The 22,802-nt window shown below is 65.3% G+C and carries 9 protein-coding genes; all 9 read left to right on the plus strand.

Annotation, left to right across the window (positions count from 1 at the left end):
* Window positions 1-334 precede the first annotated feature (334 nt).
* Entirely contained in the window at window positions 335-4,363 is a 4,029-nt protein-coding gene (locus JOF37_RS11955; protein WP_210007015.1) for a protein kinase domain-containing protein, read from the plus strand.
* Window positions 4,360-7,971 carry a BREX-2 system adenine-specific DNA-methyltransferase PglX gene (gene pglX, locus JOF37_RS11960; protein WP_210007016.1) on the plus strand — a complete coding sequence of 1,204 codons (3,612 nt, stop codon included), beginning with the start codon at window positions 4,360-4,362 and terminating at the stop codon, window positions 7,969-7,971. Before JOF37_RS11955 ends, pglX begins: the two co-directional genes overlap by 4 nt.
* A complete protein-coding gene (locus tag JOF37_RS11965) occupies window positions 7,968-11,609 on the plus strand; it encodes a DUF6079 family protein (RefSeq protein WP_210007017.1) in 3,642 nt (1,213 codons plus the stop codon). Before pglX ends, JOF37_RS11965 begins: the two co-directional genes overlap by 4 nt.
* A 3-nt stretch (window positions 11,610-11,612) precedes the next feature.
* The gene (gene pglZ, locus JOF37_RS11970; RefSeq protein ID WP_210007018.1) at window positions 11,613-14,273 is read left to right on the plus strand and encodes a BREX-2 system phosphatase PglZ; all 2,661 of its coding nucleotides are present in this window, start codon (window positions 11,613-11,615) and stop codon (window positions 14,271-14,273) included.
* Between the two features lie 5 nt (window positions 14,274-14,278).
* Window positions 14,279-15,580, plus strand: a complete 1,302-nt coding sequence (brxD, locus tag JOF37_RS11975; RefSeq protein ID WP_210007019.1) for a BREX system ATP-binding protein BrxD — start codon at window positions 14,279-14,281, stop codon at window positions 15,578-15,580.
* Window positions 15,573-17,654 (plus strand): DEAD/DEAH box helicase, encoded by a 2,082-nt coding sequence (locus tag JOF37_RS11980; RefSeq protein WP_210007020.1) that lies wholly within the window; start codon window positions 15,573-15,575, stop codon window positions 17,652-17,654. Before brxD ends, JOF37_RS11980 begins: the two co-directional genes overlap by 8 nt.
* A 71-nt stretch (window positions 17,655-17,725) precedes the next feature.
* The gene (locus tag JOF37_RS11985) at window positions 17,726-18,670 is read left to right on the plus strand and encodes a hypothetical protein (RefSeq protein ID WP_210007021.1); all 945 of its coding nucleotides are present in this window, start codon (window positions 17,726-17,728) and stop codon (window positions 18,668-18,670) included.
* A gap of 409 nt (window positions 18,671-19,079) precedes the next feature.
* Window positions 19,080-22,085, plus strand: coding sequence for an AAA family ATPase (locus JOF37_RS11990; protein WP_210007022.1), 3,006 nt, complete (start codon window positions 19,080-19,082; stop codon window positions 22,083-22,085).
* A gap of 36 nt (window positions 22,086-22,121) precedes the next feature.
* Entirely contained in the window at window positions 22,122-22,766 is a 645-nt protein-coding gene (locus tag JOF37_RS11995; RefSeq protein ID WP_210007023.1) for a ScoMcrA-related endonuclease, read from the plus strand.
* Window positions 22,767-22,802 lie beyond the last annotated feature (36 nt).

Here is a 22,802-nt window from a genome sequence, read left to right on the forward strand (position 1 = left end):
TCCACGTCGAGGATGTCTCGCTGGAGCTGCTGAAGCTCGGACAACGCAGCTGCCGAGGGCCCAGAGCGTTCGATGGAGGACTGCAGAAGAAGGCTCGTCAGCAACGTCGCGGACTCGCGCATCGCTTCGTAAGCGACAGCGTCATTGACGCGCCATGCCGATATCCGAGCCACGCGGCCTCCCTCCCTCATCGTATCTGCGAGGGTGTCCGCGGCGGGGCACGTAACAGCTGGCGCCGACGGCATAGCCGCGTCGGGCTGCGCGGATATGGTGGAGTCACTGGGTTCTGGAGGGTACTGCGGAGATGCGGACTGATTCGCCACTGTGGCGTGTCATGGGCGACGCTGCCCAGGCGCAGGAAGCCGAGGCACTCGACAAGATCCGCCAGCTTCTGCCCGACGATGGAATCGCCCGCGGATGGGCGAACATCACCTTCACCGACAACCACGGGCGGCTCAACGAGGTCGATGCTCTCCTGCTGACTCGCAACGGTCTCTTCGTCGTTGAACTCAAGGGGTGGCACGGCGAGATCACCGGCGATCAGCGCATGTGGCGCCTCGGGAACCGCACCGAGAAAAACCCTCGGCTGCTGGCTAACGACAAGGCGAAGCGCCTCCGCTCTGTCCTATCCGACCTGGCTCGCACCGCAAACCTCCCCAGCAACGTAGTGCCGTACGTCGACGAGGCGGTCGTGATGCACGGGCGTCGATCAAAGATCCGGCTCGACCGGTTCGGCGCTGAATCGGTCTGGGCATTGGACGGATCCGAGGTCCAGGGACTTGCTCCCGACCGCGCATTCTCGTCGTTGCTCGCGCAACAGCCCACCCGCGAACCAATCGATCTCCCACGCGCCAGACAGATCGACGCGCTGATGGATGCCGCGGGGCTGATGCCGCGACCCCGCCAGCGCATGATCGGACATTACCCTCTCGACTCGAGCGAGCCGCTCGGTGAGGGGCCAGGCTGGCAGGACTTCCTCGTCAACCATCCCGACGGTGTCACGAAGCGGCGCATCCGCCTCTTCCCTTACCCGAAGGGCGCGGATCGCGAGACCCGCGCCGCGGTCGACCTGCGGGCACGCCGCGAGTTCCGCCTCACCGACGGCATCGTGCATTCCGGGATCATCGCCCCGCTCGACCTCCTTACGCCCGAGGAGGGCCCAGCGCTCCTCTTCCCCTACGATCCCGACGAACTGAGCCTCGAGGACTACCTCTCGCAGCACGTCGATGACCTCACCTTCGAGGCGCGCGAGCGCATCGTGCAAGACCTGACCGAACTCGTCCGTTTCGCGCACGGCCAGCGGCTCACTCATCGGGCCCTGTCGCCCGTGAGCGTGCGGGTTACCGACACGGGTGACGACTCGGTCACTGTGCGGATCCGGGATTGGGATCTCGCGCGGCGTCGAGACTCGGAGACCTCCACGGCGACTGTTGTGTCGAGGGGGATCACCGATCTCGTCGGCGTCGTGGATTCCGAGGCGCTCCTCTACCTCGCGCCTGAAACGCTTCGGAACGCGACCCCCGCGTCGGCGCAGACGCTCGACGTGTACGGCACCGGAGCTGTCGCCTTCACGGTGCTGACCGGAAAGCCGCCTGCGGCGAACCTGCCTGCGCTCGAATCACTCGTAGCTTCGGACGCGACAGGGCTCGATCCCCGGTCAGTGATGCCGGAGATCTCGGACCGTCTCGCTGGCGTCATTGCGCAAGCCACCGCGTTCGACGAGATGGAACGCACCCTGGACATCGCAGATTTCCAGGTGGCGTTCGAGGACGCGCGTCGCGAGACGCACGACGATGAGCCGATCGTCGCGCAGACGGATCCACTCGACGCATCGGTGGGGGAGATCATCGGTGGCCGCTTCGAAATCGCGCGCCGCCGCGGTTCGGGGTCAACGGGCGTGGCTCTCGAAGTGCTCGATTACGAGGCTGGTCGTGAGGGCGACATCCTCAAGCTCGCGAAAGACGACGCAGCCGCCGCACGCCTGCAAATCGAAGCATCGGTGCTGGATCGGCTGGACCACCCCCGCATCGTGAAGCGCTTGGACGGGCCTCTGCCCGTCGGCACGCGCCAGGGCCTCCTGATGACGGATGCCGGCACCGAGACGCTGTCGGACCGCATCCGTCTCGAGGGTCGCGCCACGATCGAGCAGCTCGAGCGTTACGGTGCAGACCTCTTCGAGGCGGTGGCGCATCTCGAGCAGCGAGGGGTGTTCCATCGCGATATCAAGCCGTCGAACCTCGCCGTCAAGCCCGACCCCGGCACCCGCAAGCCGCGCTTGACTCTGTTCGATTTTTCCCTCGCGGAAGAGCCGCTCGCGAACATCAAGTCGGGATCGCGGCCTTACCTCGATCCGTACCTCGGCGTGAGTGTGCGGCGGCAGTTCGACTCGGCCGCTGAACGCTTCGCGGTTGCGGTGACGCTCTTCGAACTCGCCACCGGAGACCCGGTTTGGTGGCCGTCCGGGGATGCGCCTGCGAACGCGACGGATGCGCCGGTCGTGCAGCCGAGCATGTTCGACACGGGTGTCACTGAAGGCCTCGTCGCGTTCTTCCGCACAGCGCTCGCGCCGGACGCTACCGAGCGGCATCCATCGCTCGACGCCATGCGCGCGGCGTGGGCAGCCGCTCTCGCCGGGGCGACCATTGACGACGCCATCGCAGAGGCGAACGATGCGAAGGCGGATGCCGCGTCCGTCGACACCCCGCTGACCGACGCCGGCCTCAGCGCACGTGCGCTCTCGGTTGTGGCTCGGGTCAACGCGACAACCGTCGGCGAGCTACTCGGCGTACCGCCGATGGTCATCAATCAGATCCGCGGCAGTGGCGAGCAGGTCCGTCGCGAGATCAGCGCGCGTATCCGACAGTGGCGTGAGCGTCTCGCGCACACGACCACGACGACCGAGGTTCCCGCGACAGGTGGACGCCGTGCCGTCGAGAACTTCCTCAGCGGCATCTCGCCCAAACCCGGGGAGTCGCCCGAGGAGCGCTTCAGACGGTTGCGCAAGGGTGGAACGCTCAAGACGGCGGCCGACGATGTGTCCCGGTGGCTGCGGGACTTCGAGAGCATCGCGACTGTCGAAGAGCTCTCGGCCAAGCTCCTACGCGAGTATGGGTCGTCCATTGACGATGAGCAGCAGCGGACGAAGGTTGCGACCGCCGTTGTGCAGGCGATCCTCGAACTCGATGCTCGGTACCGCGATCCGAAGTTCGTTTTCCAGCGGGCGGCTGACCGCACCCGAATCATCGTCGCCTACGCCCCTGAAGATGGCTCGGGCATGACGTTCGACGACGCAGAGGCGCACCTCGAGGCAATCCTTCACCGGGCATCGATCATCGATGAGCTCCTCGATGCGGATGACGTCGTACCTGCTGCACGCGTCCGTGAGGCGCTGCGGACCGACGAGGAGAAGCCGCTGAGGTTGAGCGATGCTCGCATCGCGCAGCTCGCGATCGGTCTCTCCGCACGAGGTCGGCAGTCGTCGATGGGTGAGGCGTATCGAGTGGACTTGTCGCCCGCGAGGGCGGTGGAGCATGCCCTCCGTTCAGCCGCGACGCGCGAGGTGGCAGAGGTCACCATCGAACAGCGTGTGCGCGCTCGGTTCCCCGCCGTTGACAGCATCCCATCGCGACCTGCGCTCGACGTCGCGGTGAGAGCCGCGATGCCGTATCTCGAATGGCGCAGCGATCTCCGCAAGTACGCGATGCGCGCTGCGGACACGAACTCGGCGACCGCGACCGCGTCCTCGACGACGTGGGGACGCGCCACCGGGGACGACGCTGTGGTGGCTCGACTGCAGGCGTCGCTGCGAGAACGAAGTGCACTGGCTCTTGTGTTGACTCGGCGGAGACCGACGTCGCTCGTGACGACGATGCTCGCCCACGCCTACGACACGCGTGTCATCGATCTTGCAGACCTTGCATTGGATGCACTGCGTGAGACCGCCGCCGACAAGAACATCCAGTGGAATGTCGTGCTTGATGCAGATCGGCCGGATGCCGGCGGCACCGCCCAGCGAAACCTGCAGCAGCTGGCTCGCCTCGCGATCGTTCCTCGATGGAATGAGCTGATGGAATCGCCACAGCCGCTTGTGCTCACCAACGCGGCGGTGTTCGGTCGGCTTGGCCTCGTCGATCTGATCGCGTCGGTGATGGACATGTCGACCTCGCGCGCCGCGGCCCGTTGGTTCGTCCTTCCGCGTCCACTCACGGGTAGCACCCCCGATCTGGACGGCGTGCCGATGCCGTTCGGTGCGGATGGTTGGCTGGAGCTTGCCGTCGATGCCCTGCAGTTGGGCGACAGCGAGTCGGCGGCTCCCCTCTCAGCTGCGACCACCGCTCTCACCAGAAAGGCCAGCGTCTCGTGATCGACTCCGCTGCTCTGCTCGCTGACCTCAAGCGCGAACTCAAGACGTTGGAGGCGGACCTGCGGGTGCGCGCAGAAGATCCTGAATCCCCTTGGGGTTCGCGGCTCAGGGATGAATACGGGCGTGCTCAGGCGCGGGAGCGAACGGGGCTCGCGTGGATCGATTGGCGCGACGGGCAAGTGGCGCAGGCGGGTGTCGCATGGATCATTGCGACGGTGTTCATCCGTTTCTGCGAAGACAACGGATTGCTTGCCGGGGCGACGCGTGACGGGCGCTCGGTGGCTCAGCCTTGGATCGCTGGGCCTGGCGATGGGCTGGAGCGCGCGGTGGAGAACGAGGCCGCCTTTTACGCGGCGGCGCCAACCATGACCTCGCGAGACTGGCTGCAGCAAGCGTTCGGCACACTCGCCGACCTGCCGGCTGGCGCCCCGCTCGTCGACCGGAAACACTCGGCCGTCTGGCACGCCGAGATCTCGGCGACCGCAGCAGATGGGCTGCGCGACTTCTTCCGCCGCACGACACCCGGTGGGGAGCTGGTGCACGACTTCAGCGACCCGCAGCTGGGCACGCGATTCCTCGGCGACCTATACCAGGACCTCTCCGATTACGCGAAGAAGACATTCGCCCTGCTGCAGACGCCAGACTTCGTCGAGGAGTTCATCCTCGATCTCACGCTCACACCTGCAATTCAGGAGTTCGGTCTCACCGGTCTCAAGGTGATTGACCCCGCGTGCGGCTCAGGACACTTCTTGCTCGGTGCGTTTGAACGGCTGATGGCGGACTGGAGCGCATCCGCGCCAGGCCTGGACCGGGGAGACCGCGCTCAGCGCGCGCTTGACTCGATCCACGGGGTCGACCTCAACCCGTTTGCCATCGCGATCGCGCGCTTCCGCCTCACGGTCGCGGCGATCAAGGCGGCGGGGATCACCACTCTGGTCGCCGCGCCCGCGTTCCGCTATCACCTCGCCATCGGTGACTCCCTGCTCGGTGGACAGAGCCCGGAAGCGAAGCTCGACATGGGCGACGGCGAGTACTTCGCCTATCAGGCCGAAGACCTCCAGGAGCACGCGAACATCCTCGCGCCGGGGCAGTACCACGTGGTCGTCGCGAACCCGCCGTATATCCAGCCGCCGGACGCGCGGCTGCGCGACACGTATCGTGCTCTCTACAGCACCTGCCACGGAAAGTACGCGCTCTCAGTTCCGTTCATGGAGCTGCTCTTCCGCCTCGCGAAGCAACCAGATGCGGCCAGCGGCGCCGGACATGTCGGGCAGATCACGTCGAACTCGTTCATGAAGCGAGAGTTCGGCAAGAAGCTCATCGAGCAGTTCCTGTCGGGCAAATACACCGGCACGACTCGCCCCTCCTATGTCGACCTCAGTCATATCATCGACACTTCAGGCGCCTACATTCCAGGTCACGGGACGCCGACTGTCATTCTCGTGGGCCGGCCGCGCAGGCCGCAAACCGACAAGGTTAGTGCAGTGCTCGGTGTGCGTGGAGAGCCGGGGCAGCCTGCGGTGCCGTCGCAGGGCTTGGTATGGACGGACATTGTCGCTCACGTGGATCAGCCGGGATACAACGGCCAATATGTCACCGTGTTGGACGCTCCGCGAGCGACGTATGCGAGCTTTCCTTGGTCGCTGTCCGGAGGTGGGGCCGGCGAACTTAGGGCACAGCTCGAGGCAGCGGGCGCGACGCGCCTTGGGACAATCCCATTCCGGATCGGTGTTTTCGGGGTGCTTGGTGCGGACGAGGCATTTATTACACGATCGGATGAGGTGCGTCGCGTTGGCGAGCCGAATTCGTTCCGCCCGCTGGTAGTGGGCGACGCGGTGCGAGACTGGTCAATTGGACAGACGGAGCCGACATTCTTTCCCTACAACGCGCAGCACATACTGCAGCCTCTGGAGGACTTTCCCAAACAGGCGAGGTCGATGTGGAGAGTGCGAACTGAGCTGGGCAACCGCGCTACATTCACGCGAGGAACATACTTCTCGGACGGTCGCCCGTGGTACGAGTGGCACCAGATTCCCCAGGACATAGGTGCATCTGGCTGGACCATCACTTTCGCGTTCGTCGCGACGCACAACCACTTCATCTTGGACCGAGGTGGCAAAGTCTTCAACCGTTCAGCGCCGGTGATCAAGCTTCCAGCGGACGCCACCGAGGACGATCACTTCGACCTGCTCGGCGTGCTGAACTCCTCTACCGCCTGCTTCTGGCTCAAGCAGGTCAGTTATCCCAAGGGCGGAGATCCGATGGGCACGGGCGGAGCGCGCGTCAGCCTTGAGCCCTGGAGTGATCGCTACGAGTTCACGGCCACCAAGCTTGAGGAGTTTCCGCTTCCGCCGGTCTCAACGCGGGAGATCGCTAAGCGATTGGACACACAGGCGAGCCAACAACGGGCTGACTCTCCGCGAGCGACTCTCGCGGGCAGCGCGCGGGACATTCGCCGGGCGCTTGATGAAGCACGGACTCGCTGGGGCGAGGCTCAGCGGGCGCTAGTGTCGCTTCAGGAGGAGCTTGATTGGCAAACCTATGTCGCCTACGGTCTCGCCGATCAGGCGCTGGCTCCGGCATTTGATCAACTGGTGCCGATTGATGCGAACGAGCGCGTGATGGAGGTTGGACTAGCACGAGAGGTTGTTCCAGGGTGGGAGAACACTAAGTGGTTCCAACGTCACGGTCGCGCCGCCAATCTTGCTGGGCCGAATTCGGAGTGGCCACCTGCTTATCGCGAACTATGGTTCAGTCGTTACTCGGCGATTCAGAGCAACCCCTCACTTCGAATGCTGGAGCGCCCTGAGTACAAACGGCGATGGGCCGGACCCTCGTGGGATGAACTTCAGGCGAGTGCGGTGAAGGACGCGCTACTGGATCGGTTGGAGTCGCCCGAGCTGTGGCGCGACGGCGCGGGCCGACCGCTGGCAAGGTCCGCAGCTCAAGTCGCCGACGACCTCCGCCGCGACGAGCGAGTACGCGAGCTGCTGACGATTCACACCGGCTCACCCGACTTCGATCTGACGGCCGAGATTGGCAAGCTCCTTTCGAACGAGGCAGTCCCGCCGTTCGCGCCCCTGCGCTACAAGCCCGCGGGGATTGAGAAGTTTCGAGCATGGGAACGCACGTGGGATCTGCAGCGCGCAGAAGACCGGGGCGAGCGGGTCGACGTTCCGGTGCCTCCCAAGTACGGCCAGGCTGACTTCCTGAAGTCGACATACTGGACGGCACGAGGAAAGCTCGACGTGCCGAAGGAGCGGTTCCTCTCGTTCCCTGGGGCTCGACTTCCAGATGACGCAACCGAGCTCTACGGGTGGGCAGGGTGGGACCACTCAGAGCGAGGGCAGGCCATTGCACGTCTCGCCAATGAGTTGTCGCGTGCGGGCGCGCCGGAAGACCAGGTGGTTCCGCTCCTCGGCGGGTTGATCGAACTGCAGCCGTGGCTCGACCAGTGGTACAGCGGCATCGACGAGCGGTCGGGCGTCAGCCCGGCATCCGCCGTGTCGGCTGCCACCACCGCCCTGCTTGGACGCCTCGGTATTGGGGTCGACACCGTTCTCGCCTGGCGCCCGGCGCCCGCGACTCGTGGAAGGAAGAAGGCATGACCTTCACCCTCAACTCGCCGCTCCGTGACCTCATCGACCTGCCAGAACGAGTCGAGGCGGCGGACTTCGTCATCAAGCTGGACGAAGGCGTTGCACGGCACGAGCAAACGATTCGTGACTACGTCGTGACCAACGCGATCGCTGACGCCGTCGGTGAAGGGCTCGACCTCGTCGCTGGCTCACTCAGCCGACAGTCGTCGCGGGGGGCGTTCCTCGATGGATCGTTCGGTGCGGGTAAGTCGCACTACATGGCGGTTCTGCATCTGCTGTTGTCGGGGCACATTCCGGCGCGGCAGATCCCGGGGCTAGAGGCTGTTGTTGCGGCGCGGCAGGACATCCTTGAGCGGCGCCTGCTCGTTGTGGATTACAACCTTCTCGGAGCAAAGTCCTTCGAAGACGCTCTGTTCGGTGGGTACCTTGCGGCGATCGCATCGAAGCACCCCGAAGCGGCCTCTCCGATCCTGCACGTGAGCGACGGACTGCTCGCCGATGCGCACACCCTGCGCGAACGCATGGGGGACGACGCGTTCTTCGGCGGACTCGGCGGCGGGGATGCGGCATGGGGTGACCTCGGTACCGCGTGGGATGCCGTGAGCTTCGAGGCCGCAGCTAACGCCGGACCCGGCAATGACGACCGCGACCGCCTCGTTGGAGATCTCGTCTCGGCCTACTTCTCGGCATCCGTCCGTTCCGGCGAGTGGCTTCCGATGTCGGACGGGCTACAGGCCCTGACCGCGCACGCCAAGAGCCTTGGATATCAGGGACTCGTCTTCCTCATCGACGAGATCGTGCTCTGGCTCGGTCAGCACCTCGCCGACCAAGCGTGGGTTCAGAACGAGATCGAAAAGGTCGTGCAGCTCGCCGAGAATGCTGCGGCTAACCTGCCGATTCCGATCACCTCCTTCCTCGCTCGGCAGCGCGACCTGCGTGACTTCCTCGGGACGCACGTCGCTGGGGCTCAGCGCGTCGCTCAAGGGCAACTCTTCGCTTACTGGGAAGACCGCTTCGACAAGATTCGATTGCAGGCGGCTGACCTCCCCAAGATTGTCAAGCAGCGTCTGCTGCGACCTGTCGATCGTGAGGCCGAGCTCACCCTCGGCACAGCTCTCGCCGAAGTTCGACGGGACTACGCGGCCTGGGGATACCTGCTCTCCGACGACGCGAACTCCGACGAGAAGGACTTCGCTGACGTCTATCCGTTCAGCCCCGCGCTGGTCGACACGATGGTTGCCCTGTCGACGCTGATGCAGCGCGAGCGCACCGCGCTGAAGCTGATGGCCGAGTTGCTCGCTGAAGGTCGCGACGACCTTCGGGTGCGTGATGTGATCCCGGTCGGTGACCTGTATGCACCCATCGTGTTGGGCGGGTCACAGCCTCTCAGCGAGGAGATGAAGCGCCACTTCGCCGTCTCCGCGAAGTTCTATCGAGAGAAGATGCGCCCGTACCTCTTGCGCAAGCATTCCCTCAGCGAAGCGCAGGCGGCAGATCTCGATCGCGACCACCCGTTCGCGACCGAGGACAGGCTGGCGAAGACGGTGCTCATCGCAGCTCTCGCACCGCAAGCGAAGTCTCTGTCGAACCTCACGGCCGCGAAGTTGGCGGCGCTCAACTGGGGCACGATCTCCGCCTTCATCCCCGGCGACGAGGCGGGCCAGGTGCTGGCGACCGTGCGACAGTGGGCGACCGAGTTCGGTGAGATCAGCATCGGCGACGGCCACGACCCCATCATCACCGCCACGCTGAGCGGCGTTGATTATGACTCGATCCTGGAACGCGTGAGCACGGAAGACAATCTCCAGACGAGGCGAGAGCTGGTGCGCCGTCTCATTACCGACGAGTTGGGGCTGCCCGCGGCATCCGTCAGCCTCGTCGGACTGCCCCTCAACCACGTCTGGCGTGGCCAGAAGCGCGCTGTGACGGTCAAGTTCGGCAACGTCCGCGACGAAGCCGAGGTGCTAGATAGTGATCTGATCCATAGCGACGAGCAGTGGCGAGTGGTCATCGACTTCCCCTACGACAGCGGAAACTACTCGCCTGCCTACGATGTCGTCCGACTGCAGAAACTGCGCGATCAGGGGCGGACCGCGAACACAATCGCATGGATCCCGAACTTCCTCTCCGAAGTACGCCAGGACGACCTGGGCAAGCTCGTGCTCCTTGACTACCTGCTCACCGGCACCAGGTTCGATGCCAACTCTGACCACCTCCCGCTCGCCGACCGCGGCCCGGCGAGACAGACGCTGGAGACAAGGCAGCGCACCCTTCGTGACGGGCTGACGACAGCTTTGCGTCAGGCATACGGGGTCAATACGCCCGACGAGGGCAATGTCGACGCCGAACTCGCCGGCAACCAGATCTTCTCGCCGCTTGTCGAGGGGCTCACCATCGCACCGCCGCCCACGGGCACGCTCCTCACCGGGCTGAAGCATGCGCTCGACACCGCCTGGAAGCATGAGTTCCCGAACCACCCCGACCTCGGCATCGAAGAGGTCACGCTTCGCCGCCTGAGTGACGCGATGGACCTCGTGACGGGAACGATCGAGGCCGGCGGTCGTCGTCAAGGACTCGGTGCCGCTGAACAGAAGCTCGCGCGAGACATCGTCGCGCCGCTACGCCTCGGCGCGTTGAACGAGAACGTCATGGTGGTCGATGCCGCGCACTTCGGGTGGAACTCGGACTTCGCCCGTTGGGAGGGCGAGCTGGGGACAGGGATCACCGTCGGATCGCTGCGTGCGAAGCTCAGCGACTGGGGAATGACCGCGGCGATGGAGAACGCCGTACTGCTCACCTGGGCTGCACTGGGGAACTGGGAGTTCGTCGGTGTAGGACAGCCGTCATTGCAGTCTCTGCCTGACGGTGCCGCAGTGCGTAAGGCGAATCTCCCCGACAGCGGTGACTGGGAACTCGCGAAGACTCGAGCCGGTCGAATCTTCGGCGTTGCTCCCGAGACAAATCTGACGCCGCGCGCGGTCGCTCGATTCGGCGGCGCCATCAAGGCCGCCCTCGAGACGAGTGCAGTCGCCGACCTCGTTGCCCAGCTCGACGAGCATGGCGACGTGCTGGGCATTGAAGCATCTGTAGAAGTCGGCCGTGCAGCGACCGCCCGACGTCTCAACGATCTGGTGGCAACCACGCGGCAAGCGGCGAACGACAAGTCACGCATCGAGGCGCTCGCTACATTCGACCTGCCAGACGAGCTCAGCGCTTTCGGGCGCACGTATGCAACGGCGGAACGGCTGGCGCGCGAGCTTCGCACACTCGACTGGCCGATCATCGCTGCGGCGCAGACGCGCGCCGACACCTCATTCGATGCTGCGCTCGCGGAGTTGCGTAGCGCAGCGGCCGTCGATGAGTCGGTCGTTCCGCTCGAGCCGCGCTTGAAGGACGTCGCGATGCGCGCGCGAGCCCTTGTGGTGCAGCCGATGCCCGGTCCCACTGCGCCCCCGGTGGTCACGCCGACGCCGGTTAAGCCGGTGCCCATCGACACGGACCCTGGTGTCTCCACTGCAAGCGAGACCTCGGGGACACGCCACGCGCCGCTGACAGACCTCGACAGGGTTCTGGCTGAGCTCCGAGCGGAAATCGGCGACAAGGCGGGGCCCGGTGCCGAAGTGACCATCACCTGGCGAATCGACTGATCCGTGGGCGCTCCGACCGTCTCAGAAGCAGCTCTGCGCCAGCACGTTGACGCCTGGCTGTCGTCCGCACGTCGCCAATCGCGGACGCTGGTTGTGCGTGCCCAACCGACCTGGTCGGGGCCGCCCACGATGACGGTGCGCGACACGTCGGTGAAAGTCGTTGAAGGGGTCTCGGGTCTTGCGGCTTTGGACTCGATGCGCGCCGCCGCCCCGGACGAGGTCGTCGTGATTCTGACGGCGCTCACCGAGCGCGAGCTCGGGTCTGCAGTGATGCTCGACGCGCATCGTCAACGGGTGAGTGAGCTCGACGAGTGGAGCATGGTTCCCGGGCTGTTCAGTGTGCGGGATCAGGTTGTGCCCCGCCATGTCAGCGACCTCGGATTATGGATGCCGAGCCTGCTGCTGTCTGTTCGTCCCGAACGCGGGTACCCTCCCGCTCCCGGCGCCACGCTGACGCCAGACCACGCGGTGAAGTCCCTCATTATGGCGATCCTCGGACTCGGGCGTCTCGACGACCTCGACCTCGTCACCTGTCTGGCTCCGCTCGACGATCTCGGCGTGCGTGCACGCCTCCGGGCCCTCGATCCGGAAGTGAGGGACTCGCTCGTACTCGCCGTGTTCACGCACATCGGCCCGGACTTCGCGCTGGCGCTTCGCGCGGCGCTCGCCGGGGGGCACGTGTCGGTCGCAGCTATCGGGCTGGTCTGCGGTGAGTTGTGGGCGTCTGGCACTAAGACGCGGGACCCATCGACGATTGCGGCGCGCGCGCGAATCGAGTCCTACATCGGAACCGGGGCCTCGCCTGACGCGGCGCAAAGGTTCGGCGACGCCTCACGCAGACTAATGCGCCGGCTCATCGACGATGTTCATGGGCGCGAGATCCTCGATCAGGCGGAAGCCCTGTGTGTCGAGATCGACTGGGCCGATGGAGCCGCGGCATCCGACTACCTTCTCTCGGGTCTGCGCGCTCGCGTCGTCGCCCTCGGTCAGGCGATCGAGATGGCCGTGGACGTTCAGGGGACCGGCGAAGCAGCGAGCGTCGAGCACGCATTCGCAGCAGTCAAGATGCACCACGCCGCTTCGACCATCTCCCGTCCGCTGCAGACGGCGGCGATGGCGGTGCGCCTCGTGAGGTGGCTGAGCACGCAGCGTTCGGCTCCCGCGAACTTCCTTGATGCCCTGATTCGCTACTCGTCAGATGGTGCATGGGTCGAGCGCGCGCTGGGCGACATCTGGGATGGTGACAACGATGCGAGGCTCGCGCACGCGTACGGGCGACTCGCGAATGCGGTGCAGAGTGCGCGACAAGCGCAGGACCAGGATGCAGCCCGGTTGCTTACGGGAGGCATCGCCGTAGATTCGTCCGTGCCCGGTGCGGAGTCGCTTCTCACGCATACGGTCGTGCCGCTGAGCGGACTGGCTCCGGTGCTCCTGATCGTGCTCGACGGGATGAGTTTCGCGACCGCGACCGAGCTGGCAGACGAGTTCGCCGATCGTGGCTGGACGGAACTCGTCCGACGCGACACTCTGCGACGCGGATCGGCGGTTGCGGTGTTGCCGACGATCACCGAGTACTCCCGCACGTCGTTGTTCGCGGGGGAGCTGCTCGCAGGAAACCAGCAGACCGAGAAGGCCCGATTCTCGGCTAAGGTCGGCGGAGTCGCGTTCCACAAGGACGACCTTCGGTCTGACGCAGGTCACGCGCTCCCATCCGCAGTCACGACCGCGATCGCGGATCTCGACCGCAGGATCGTCGGTGTCGTCCTCAACACCATCGACGACGCACTCGCGACCGCCGAGGTCGACGCACTCCGGTGGCACGTGAACCAGATATCGAACTTGCCGGCGCTGCTTGACGTGGCACGCGAGGCGGGCCGGGTCATCATCCTCACCTCCGACCATGGACACGTGGTCGAGCGGGGGAGCGCACTGCGCAGTGCGCCCGGTGCCGCAGCCCGCTTCCGCGATCCTTCGACGGGTCCGGCGCAGTCCGACGAGGTGTTCGTGAGCGGTCCTCGCGTACTTGCGCCCGGGGGTGCAATGGTCCTCGCGGTTTCCGATGGCGTGCGGTTCGCAGCGAAGCGCGCGGGGTATCACGGGGGCGCGGCACTCGCAGAGATCGCTATCCCGGTCATCGTCGCTCAGCCCAGGGGAGCTACAGCGCCGGATGGCTGGGTGGAGGCGCCTCCGCAGGAACCCGTGTGGTGGAACGAGCCCGTGCGTGCCGACCCCGACACGCCGGTTGTGGCCGCGGCGCCGGCGAAGCGGCGGGTTCGCGCAGTTGTAGCAGACACGCCAGCTTTGTTCGAGGACATCCCGGCCGAGACTCCGATTGCCGCGCCGGTCGTGCCAGTCGATGAGCAACTCGTGCGGAGCGAGACGTACCGCGAACGGCAGGCGCGGGCGAGTCGCCATCCGATCGACGACCAGACGGTTCGCGCGATCGTGGCATCCCTCGTCGCGGGCGCAGGGCGTGCGCACCGTGACACCGTTGCAGTCGCGGCCGGCGTTGCAGCGTCCTCGCTCCCCGGGGTGCTCGCCTCGTTGAGGCGATTGCTCAATGTTGATGGGTATGCGGTGGTCGATCTCGACCCGGACCAGGTCACGGTGACCCTCGACGAGACCTTGCTCCGCGAGCAGTTCGAGCTCGGAGGTCGGCCGTGAGTGGGGTGAGCGCGCGGCGGCGGCGCGAGATCATCGATGCGCTGCGGCGGGGGACGGTGCCTCAGCGAGGTCTGGACGTGATGGCAGTGGGGCTCTATCGCTTCGAATCCGCTCTTGTCGACGAGCTGGATGGGGTCGGCGAGGGCGGTGCCGTGTTCAAGGCAGTGCGCGGTGAATACGGCGCCGGAAAGACGTTCTTCGCCCGATGGTTGATCGAGACCGCCAAGCAGCGAGGGTTCGCCACGGCCGAAGTGCAGATCTCGGAGACCGAGACGCCCCTGCACAAGCTCGAGACCATCTTTCGGCGAGTCACGGAGAACCTCGCGACGGAGTCGACCGCGCCGAGCGCTTTCCGCGAGGTGATCGATGAGTGGTTGCGCGTTCTCGAAGAGGACGCCGTCGACGCCGGAGCGAACGCCGCCGATCGCGATGCGCTTGCCGAGCGGACGCAGCAATTGCTGGAACAGCGTCTGTCGGTCGTCTCGCGGACAGCGCCGGCCTTCGCTGCTGCTCTTCGCGCGTACCACGCGGCTACTGTTCGAGGAGATGTCGAGACGGCTGACGGACTGATCGCGTGGCTCGGTGGACAGCCCCACGTGTCGGCCGCCATCCGTCGCGGAGCCGGCATCCGCGGGGACCTCGACCACTTCGGTGCGTTCGGCTTCATGCAAGGCCTGCTGGCCGTGCTGCGTGACGCCGACTATCGAGGGCTCGTTCTCGTCCTCGACGAAGTCGAGACGCTGCAGCGCGTGCGCAGTGACATGCGAGAGAAGTCGCTCAATGCGCTGCGGCAACTCCTCGACGAGGTGGACGCCGGCCGATTCCCGGGTCTCTACGTTCTGATCACTGGAACGCCGGCGTTCTTCGACGGCACGCAGGGAGTGCAGCGGCTACCTCCTCTGGCGGCTCGGATCGGTGTCGACTTCAGCGGGGACCCTCGATGGGACAATCCCCGGGCGCCCCAGGTGCGGTTGCTCGGATTCCAGCGCGAGAGCCTCATGGAGCTCGGAGACCGGGTTCGGGATATCTATGCGAGTGGCAGTCCAGCCGTCGACCGGATCGATGACCTGGTGACCGACGAGTACCTGGCGGGGCTCGCGGACACCATCGCCGGGCGTCTCGGCGGCAAGGTCGGCGTCGCGCCTCGGCTCTACCTGCGAAAACTGGTGGACACCCTGGACAAGGTCGAGCAGTTCCCCGACTTTGTACCGCCCGCGGCGGCGGGGGTCGTCGTTGCCGACGGTGAGCTCAATGCGGATGAGCGGGCCGCGGTCGGTGGGATCGACAGCATCCACCTCGATGTCTGAGAACGCAGAACTCACGGGAGCGCTCGAGTACCACGTTGCGAACACACTCGGGTGGTATGACCTTCGACCTTTGCAGAAGGCATCGATCGAGCCTGTGCGATCGGGCGCGGACTGCCTGCTCATCGCGCCCACGGCAGGCGGGAAAACCGAAGCGGCGACCTTCCCCGTCCTGTCGAGGATGGTTGACGAGGAGTGGCAGGGGCTCAGTGTCATCTACTTCGCGCCGCTCAAGGCTCTGCTGAATAACCTGCTGCCTCGACTCGAGCAGTACACCGCTTGGCTCGGGCGACGAGTGGCGCTCTGGCACGGGGACGTGGGTGACGGCGAGCGTCGTCGGATTCTGAGCGATCCACCCGACATCCTGCTCACAACACCGGAGTCGCTCGAGGCGATGCTCGTCTCGCGGCGCGTGGAGCACCACCTATTCTTCCGCTCCGTGCGCGCGCTCATCGCCGATGAGGTGCATGCTTTCGCAGCATCCGACCGCGGATGGCACCTTGTCGCGGTGCTCGAGCGACTCCAACGCCTGTGCGGACAGCGCATTCAACGGATCGGGCTCTCGGCGACCCTAGGAAATCCGGACGACGTGCTTCGGTGGTTGCAGGGATCGAACGTGGATGCGGGAGCGCCGGCTCGCGTGGTGGTCGGTGAAGGCGGCCTGCCAGTCGAGCCCGACGTCACGCTCGACTTCGTGGGCTCGGTGGACAATGCGGCCACTGTGCTGTCGCAGATGTTCCTCGGGGAGAAGCGACTCGTGTTCTGTGAGTCACGCTCGCAGGCTGAGGAACTCGCGTTCGCGTTGCGGAGCAACAGTGTCGAGACCTACGTATCGCACTCGTCATTGTCAGTCGACGAACGCCGTCGCAGCGAGCGTGCGTTCGCGGAGGGCCGAGACTGTGTGATCGTTGCGACCTCGACCCTTGAACTCGGCATCGACATCGGCGACCTCGACCGGATGATCCAGCTGGACTCGCCAAGGTCGGTTTCGTCCTTCCTCCAGCGGCTCGGGCGAACCGGGCGGCGTGCCGGGTCGGTACGGAATGCGCTCTTCCTCGCGACCGACAACGACACGCTCCTCCGCGCGGCCGGGATGCTGCACCTGTGGGGGACTGGGTTCGTCGAGCCGGTCGTGCCTCCGCCGTCCCCTCGGCACATCGCCGCTCAGCAACTGTTGGCGCTCGCACTACAAGAGGGGCGGTTTGCGCGGGCGTCGTGGCACGAGTGGTGGGCGGGGTCGCACGTCATGGACGGTGCCGACGAAGTGCTCGACTACCTCGTCGAGCAAGAGTTTCTCGCGGCAGATGGACCGTGGCTGTTCATCGGTCCGCGTGCCGAGAAGGAGTTCGGGCGACGACACTTCCTCGAACTCCTGTCGACGTTCATCGCAGACCTTGAGATGAAAGTGATCGAAGGACGCCGCGAGATCGGATCGATCGCGCCGCTGTCTCTCACCACGCAGGTGATCGAAGGCAGGAAGCCGCTGCTGCTCGCTGGTCGAGCCTGGATCGTCGAATCCATCGACTGGGACCGTCACGTGATCGTTGTGCGGGAGGACCTCACGAAGGGCCGCGTGCGGTGGGGATCTGAGCCGATGCCCGAGTCGTTCGAGATGGTTCGTGCGCGTCGCGATGTGCTGCTGGGGGCGGATCCTTCAGTACGTCTGTCACAGCGCGCTGTGGCGCGGCTCGCAGAGATTCGGACGCTTCGGCGGGATCAGGTCGTCGACGACGGGCTGGTGCTGGAACGCGGTGACAAGTCAACGGTGCTCTGGGCGTTCGGTGGCTTGAAGGCACACGCGACGCTACTCGCCGCGCTTCCGGGGGAGGTGGCGGATTCGGCAACCGCGGACAACGAGACGATCAGGTTCAACTTCCCGTTGAAAGTCGATCTCCTCGATGGGCTGAGTATCGACGGCGTGCTGCCCGAAATCGCTCCGCGAGCCGTCGATGGGCTGAATTTCTCGGTCGCGCTGCCGGATGAGATTGCCATGTCAACTGTCGCATCAAGATATGTGGACGATACGGGAGCGCTAACGACCACTCAGTCGGTGATCGTCGAGCGCCGACGAGATTAGCGCGCTTCAACTGGGTCGTAGTCCGGCAGTGCTACGTTGAGACGCCAACGTGCCGCTCTGGGGAGATGGGGATGAAACTCAAGAAGCTGAATCGCAGCCTTGCGAAGGCGCTGGTTCGCGATGAGAGTGACTACTCAATCGCAAAGATGGTTGAGCCGCTGATAAGCAACAAGGCACTGCTCGCATTCTTCGTGCCTGTCGCGCTGATTACGGTCCTCCAGATCCTGCAGCCCTTCCTCGTCGACGAAAGCGCTAGGGAGATCGGATTCGCGATCATCGGCTGGGCGTTCGCGCTGTGGTACGTCCTTGCCTTTCTCGTTGTAACCGGACTCGTGGCTCGGTGGTTTTTTCTTCACCGGGCTGCGGCGAAAGAGATCGTCGTCCTCGCGGAAGTTTCGCGTCGTCTAGGGTCAGCGCTCGTTCGAAGCCACCGCAGTGACCCCTCGTACTTCGAGATCGTTAGCTGGGACGAAAACATCAAGGTCGACAAGCGCGGAAATGCTGTGATCGACAGGATTGTGTGTGTGAAGGCCGGCGCGCGTCCTGTGAGCATCCTGTGGTCTGCCTGCATCTCCTTTGGACCGCAAGTGCTCCCCGAGCAAGTCGGAATCCAGGCATTCCGCAAGACAAGTCGCGGTGAGAGTCCCTTGAGCTTCGACCCTACGTGGGATGACACGGGCGGGAAGCTGCGCAGCGACATCCACATTTACCCCACCGATGATCTGCAGTCGGGCGAAGAGCTCACGATTCGGCTCCAGTGGAAGTGGCCACTCTACGCGTCTCAAACGCTCGCGAAAGGCGAACTGGAGCCCTTCCGATATGACTTCAACCGTCCTTGCCACGCATTCAGAGTGCGGGTGGCGGTGCCGTCCGCCCGGCGACTTGAAGCGATATTCAAGGAAGGCGGAGGGCAATCAGTGGACGTGACATATGGCAAGTCCACCGTTGAGATAAGCGTCAGCGGATCGGGGCCGATCAAGAGCCTGAGTGGCCACGTGGCTCCAGTAAAGAAGTGAGGGGCGGGGTGCAGTGCACTCCGCCCCTCCTGAGTCGTAGGTCTTACATGTCGCCGCCGCCGAGAGTCATCTCGCTCCCCTCCCTCATGCGAAGCGTCTTGCGTCGAATCCCCGATCCTACCAGACTCGGTTGTCGGACAGTCTATGGTCGGCGGGCCCGACTCCGAGGATTGCGCGTCGTGTCTCATCCACTTGGGGAGCGTAGGAGAGTCTCGACAACCACACCGCTTCGGGCGACTTGAACTGGAAGCAGATGGGTGACCCGGTTGTCTCTCGCGCGAGTCCCTACATTTCGATGATGTCGCGACTGAACCTATGAAAAACCACAAGCTCAATACAAGCTCAATGCACGCAGGCACTTTCTGTGGAACTAGTACCGAGTTATACATATTGCGGCTAGACTCAGCCCATGCGCGGCGGCCTGGAGCGCTGGAAACGGGGTGTCGGATCGCAAGGGGTTCGACAGGCGCTGGCCTACGCGTTCCAAGGATCGTGTGACTCTCACCTTCGGTCTACCGTCGGCGCTGAGGCGCTCGCCGCCTATAGCGCGGCTGGCGCCGCGGGTGTTGTGCGCTTCACAGTCGAGGGCGGCAACATCACTGCCGACACGCTTGACGAACTGCGGCTCCGTCGTTGGGTCGATGGTCGCGACCCCGAGACGGACGAACGTCGCGGACGCGATCTGACATCCCCCGACGCAGACCTGATTCTCGACGGCACGATCAACGCCCCGAAGTCGTACAGCATCGCGGCCATGCTTAACGCAGACCTCGCAACCGAGTTTGAGGCGCTCCAAGATCGACTCCGCGACCGCATCATCACGACGTGGCAGCGCGAACTGAACGCGCGCCGGGGTGCGGGTGGGCGCATCCGAGAATCGCTCAGTCGCGTTGAGGTCGTCGAACTCCAACACCGCCGATCGCGTGCGCTCGATCCCCACATCCATCGTCACCTGTGGCTCAACGTGAAGGTCCTCGGCGAAGACAGCAAGTGGTCGAACGTTGACTCCCGAGTGGCCATGAAGATGCAGACCGTCATCAACGCCGAGGGGGAGCTCGCTGCGCGCACCGATCCCCAGTGGATCGACGCGCTGGCCCGGCACGGCTTCACCCTTGACGTCGGCGGGGAGATCGCGGAGCTCGCGCACGCCGTCCGCCCGCTCTCCCGTCGTTCGACGCAGATTGAGGCGAACCGTGCGGTGCTCCTTGCCTCCTGGCGCAGCGACCACCCCGGCATCGAGCCGAGCCCCGACGAGTTGCGTCGCATCGACCGCCTGGCGTGGGCAAGAGCACGGCCGAACAAGCCGGGCGACGTCGACGAAGCAGCCTGGGAGCAACTCATCGCCGACGAGCTTGCGGCGATCGACCCCGGCATGCTGCGCGACCGGGACGCCGTGTCGGCGGAGAGGATGCCGATCGACGAGCTCGACCGGGATCTGCTGGCCGCTCAAGCCGTCGTGGAAGCGGACGCCCGTTCAGCCTGCTGCGGCGGACGGTTCAGTCTGCTCGATGTCAGAGCCGGCGCGACGCGGGCTGTCGCGGCATCCGGCGTCGTCGCTCCGCGAGAGCAGCTGCAACCGGTCATCGACGACGTCATCGTTCGCGCGCTCGCGCAGACGGTTGACCTGCTCGAGGACGAGCTCGATCGACCTGCGCATATCAAGGGGTACATGGCCGCGAGCACCGCGGCGGCGAAGATCGAGCTCGCTGCTCGTTTCGATGAGCTCGCCATCGGTGGCGCTTCGGCGGGTCAGGCGGAGGTCTTGACCGCCGCCTATGCGGTCCTGCAGAACGGAATCCAGCTCGAGCGGCGCCAGGTCGAGGCTGCGGCAGCGATCGCCGGCACCGACCGGTTGGTCTCGATCACAGGGCCCGCGGGAGCGGGCAAGACGACGATGCTGCGGGTAGCGAAGGCGGCGCTCGCTCATCGCGGACGCCGTATGGTCGTCGTCGCTCCCACCAAGAAGGCGGCGTCCGTTGCCGGCCGCGAGATCGGCACATCGGCATCCAGCCTGCACGCGCTGCTCGGCGACCACGGGTTCAGGTGGGGGCGTGACCTCGCGGGTGCGGAGATCTGGACGCGGCTGACGATTGGAGAGATCGACTCCGCAACCGGCGTCGCCTACGCGGGGCCCTCGCGGTACCGGCTCGTTCCCGGCGATCGAGTGGTCGTCGACGAGGCCGGCATGGTCGACCTCCACGCAGCGAATGCTCTCGCGACAATCGCCGCAGAATCGGGCGCCGGCATCGCGATGGTCGGAGATCACATGCAAGCGCGTCCCGTCGGGCATTCGGGGGCGATGGCCACGATGACGCGGCGTGCGACGGCCGTGGTGGAGCTGACAGCAGTCCACCGCTTCACGGATCCCGATTACGCCGCGCTCACACTCCGGATGCGAGAGCCTGCGTCGAAGGATGCCGCGGTTGCCGTGGCGACCGAGCTCGCCGAACGAGGGCTCATTCACCGCGTAGTCGACCACGTCCAAGCGCGCGACGTGATGGTGGAGTCCTACTTCCGTTGGGCGTCCGGCCAGCGGCGCATGGCTCTCGTAACCAGCACGAACGAAGAGGCGGATGCCATCAACGAGGCCATCCAGCAACGGCGAGTTGATCGCGGCGACCTGACCCTTGATCGGATCGCGGTCGGCCAGGACGAGCAGCGGCTGCTCGAAGGTGACGTCGTCCAGACTCGTCGCAACGACCGTGCGACCGGTGTGGAGAACCGCGCGGTCTGGACTGTTCACCGCATCACCCCAGCGGGCCTTGAGCTACGCAGCGTCAACGATGCGATCGTTACCCACGTCGTGAGTCACGAGTACGCGGCCGAGCACGTGCATCTCGCGTATGCGTCGACCGTGCACGGCATCCAGGGTGAGACGACGGACGCCTCCATCGTCGGGCCGGGCGTCGACGCATCCGGGCTGTACGTCGGGATGACCCGCGGACACGCGCACAACGAGGCGATCGCCATCGCGCGAACGGATGCCGTGGCCAAGGAGCAGATCGCGGAGAGCCTGATGCGCGGCATCCCCGAGGTCAGCATCGACGACTCGGTCCGCGCGGCGCGGAGCGAGCTCGGCAGGGCGGCACGTCCGCCCGCAGACGTCGTCACTGAAGAGCTTGCCGAGCTTAACGATTGGATGCGGCGGACGAGAGGGAAGCTCCTCGAGCTAGACAGAGACATCAGCGCGGCGGATGCCGAAACGCACGGACGCCCGTCGCTGATGCGCGACGGCTCACTGCTCGTGGACAAGCGCGTGGCCCTCAACGCCGAGTATGGCCGCGCGTCCGATCGATACGAGAATCTCTCACGTCAGTATCGAGCGCCGGCGCCCCGGACTGGCCGCCGGAACGCGGCAGACGAAGCCGCACCGCTCGTGCACCCCGAGGCGACCGGCCATCTCCGGATGCGCTAGTACGGCAACGTCGGTGCCCACCGATATGGTCCAGTCATGGTGTCCTACGCAGACCTGACCGACCCGAGAGCTGTCGAAGCCGCGCTCGAAGAGTTCGATCGACTCGGGCGATGGACATTCCTGGAGAAGTACGGCTTCGGCGAAGCGAGAGACTACTTCCTCGTCACGGACACTGGCCGTTACGACTCCAAGGCGATCTTCGCCGCCGCGTACGAGGCGCAGCACGGTGTACCGGTGTCCAACAGCGATATCAGCGGCGGCAAGAACGGCGCGGCGAAGCGCCTTCAAGAGCTGGGGTTCGTCGTGGAGGGTCTTGACGACGAACGAGGCCGGCGGACCTTCACTACTTTCGACGCGGCTCTTCGTGAGTTTCGGATCCCGATGGAGAATCTCCCTCGCATCCGAGAGCACCTCGCACGGTTTGAGTTCCGTGAGGCCTATATCCCTCGAAGCGGCAGCTACATCGCGATGGTCCCTGCAGGTGGCGGCCTCGTTCACTACGTCAACCGTGGTTCGATCTACTTCCGGCATGAGGACGGGAGAGGGGAGCTGATCGAGTTGCCCATCAATCAGCTCGGCCGTAGCGGGTTTTCGCGCAACGCGGCAGCTCGCAAACCCGCTGAAGTCTGCACCGAATGCTGGCTGGAACTCCCGGCGAGCGGCGTCTGTCCCAACCACTGATCGCCGGCGGGCGCCCCTCCGAGGCGCCTCAGGGTG

Origin of the sequence: Microbacterium imperiale (assembly GCF_017876655.1) — a bacterium.
Classification (GTDB): Bacteria; Actinomycetota; Actinomycetes; order Actinomycetales; family Microbacteriaceae; genus Microbacterium; species Microbacterium imperiale.

What these genes read in the sequence shown, in the direction of transcription:
- JOF37_RS11985 (WP_210007021.1), top strand. Translation starts at nt 17,726, where the DNA reads ATGAAACTCAAGAAGCTGAATCGCAGCCTTGCGAAGGCGCTGGTTCGC.
- JOF37_RS11965 (WP_210007017.1), top strand. Translation starts at nt 7,968, where the DNA reads ATGACCTTCACCCTCAACTCGCCGCTCCGTGACCTCATCGACCTGCCA.
- JOF37_RS11955 (WP_210007015.1), top strand. Translation starts at nt 335, where the DNA reads ATGGGCGACGCTGCCCAGGCGCAGGAAGCCGAGGCACTCGACAAGATC.
- JOF37_RS11995 (WP_210007023.1), top strand. Translation starts at nt 22,122, where the DNA reads ATGGTGTCCTACGCAGACCTGACCGACCCGAGAGCTGTCGAAGCCGCG.
- JOF37_RS11980 (WP_210007020.1), top strand. Translation starts at nt 15,573, where the DNA reads ATGTCTGAGAACGCAGAACTCACGGGAGCGCTCGAGTACCACGTTGCG.
- JOF37_RS11990 (WP_210007022.1), top strand. Translation starts at nt 19,080, where the DNA reads ATGCGCGGCGGCCTGGAGCGCTGGAAACGGGGTGTCGGATCGCAAGGG.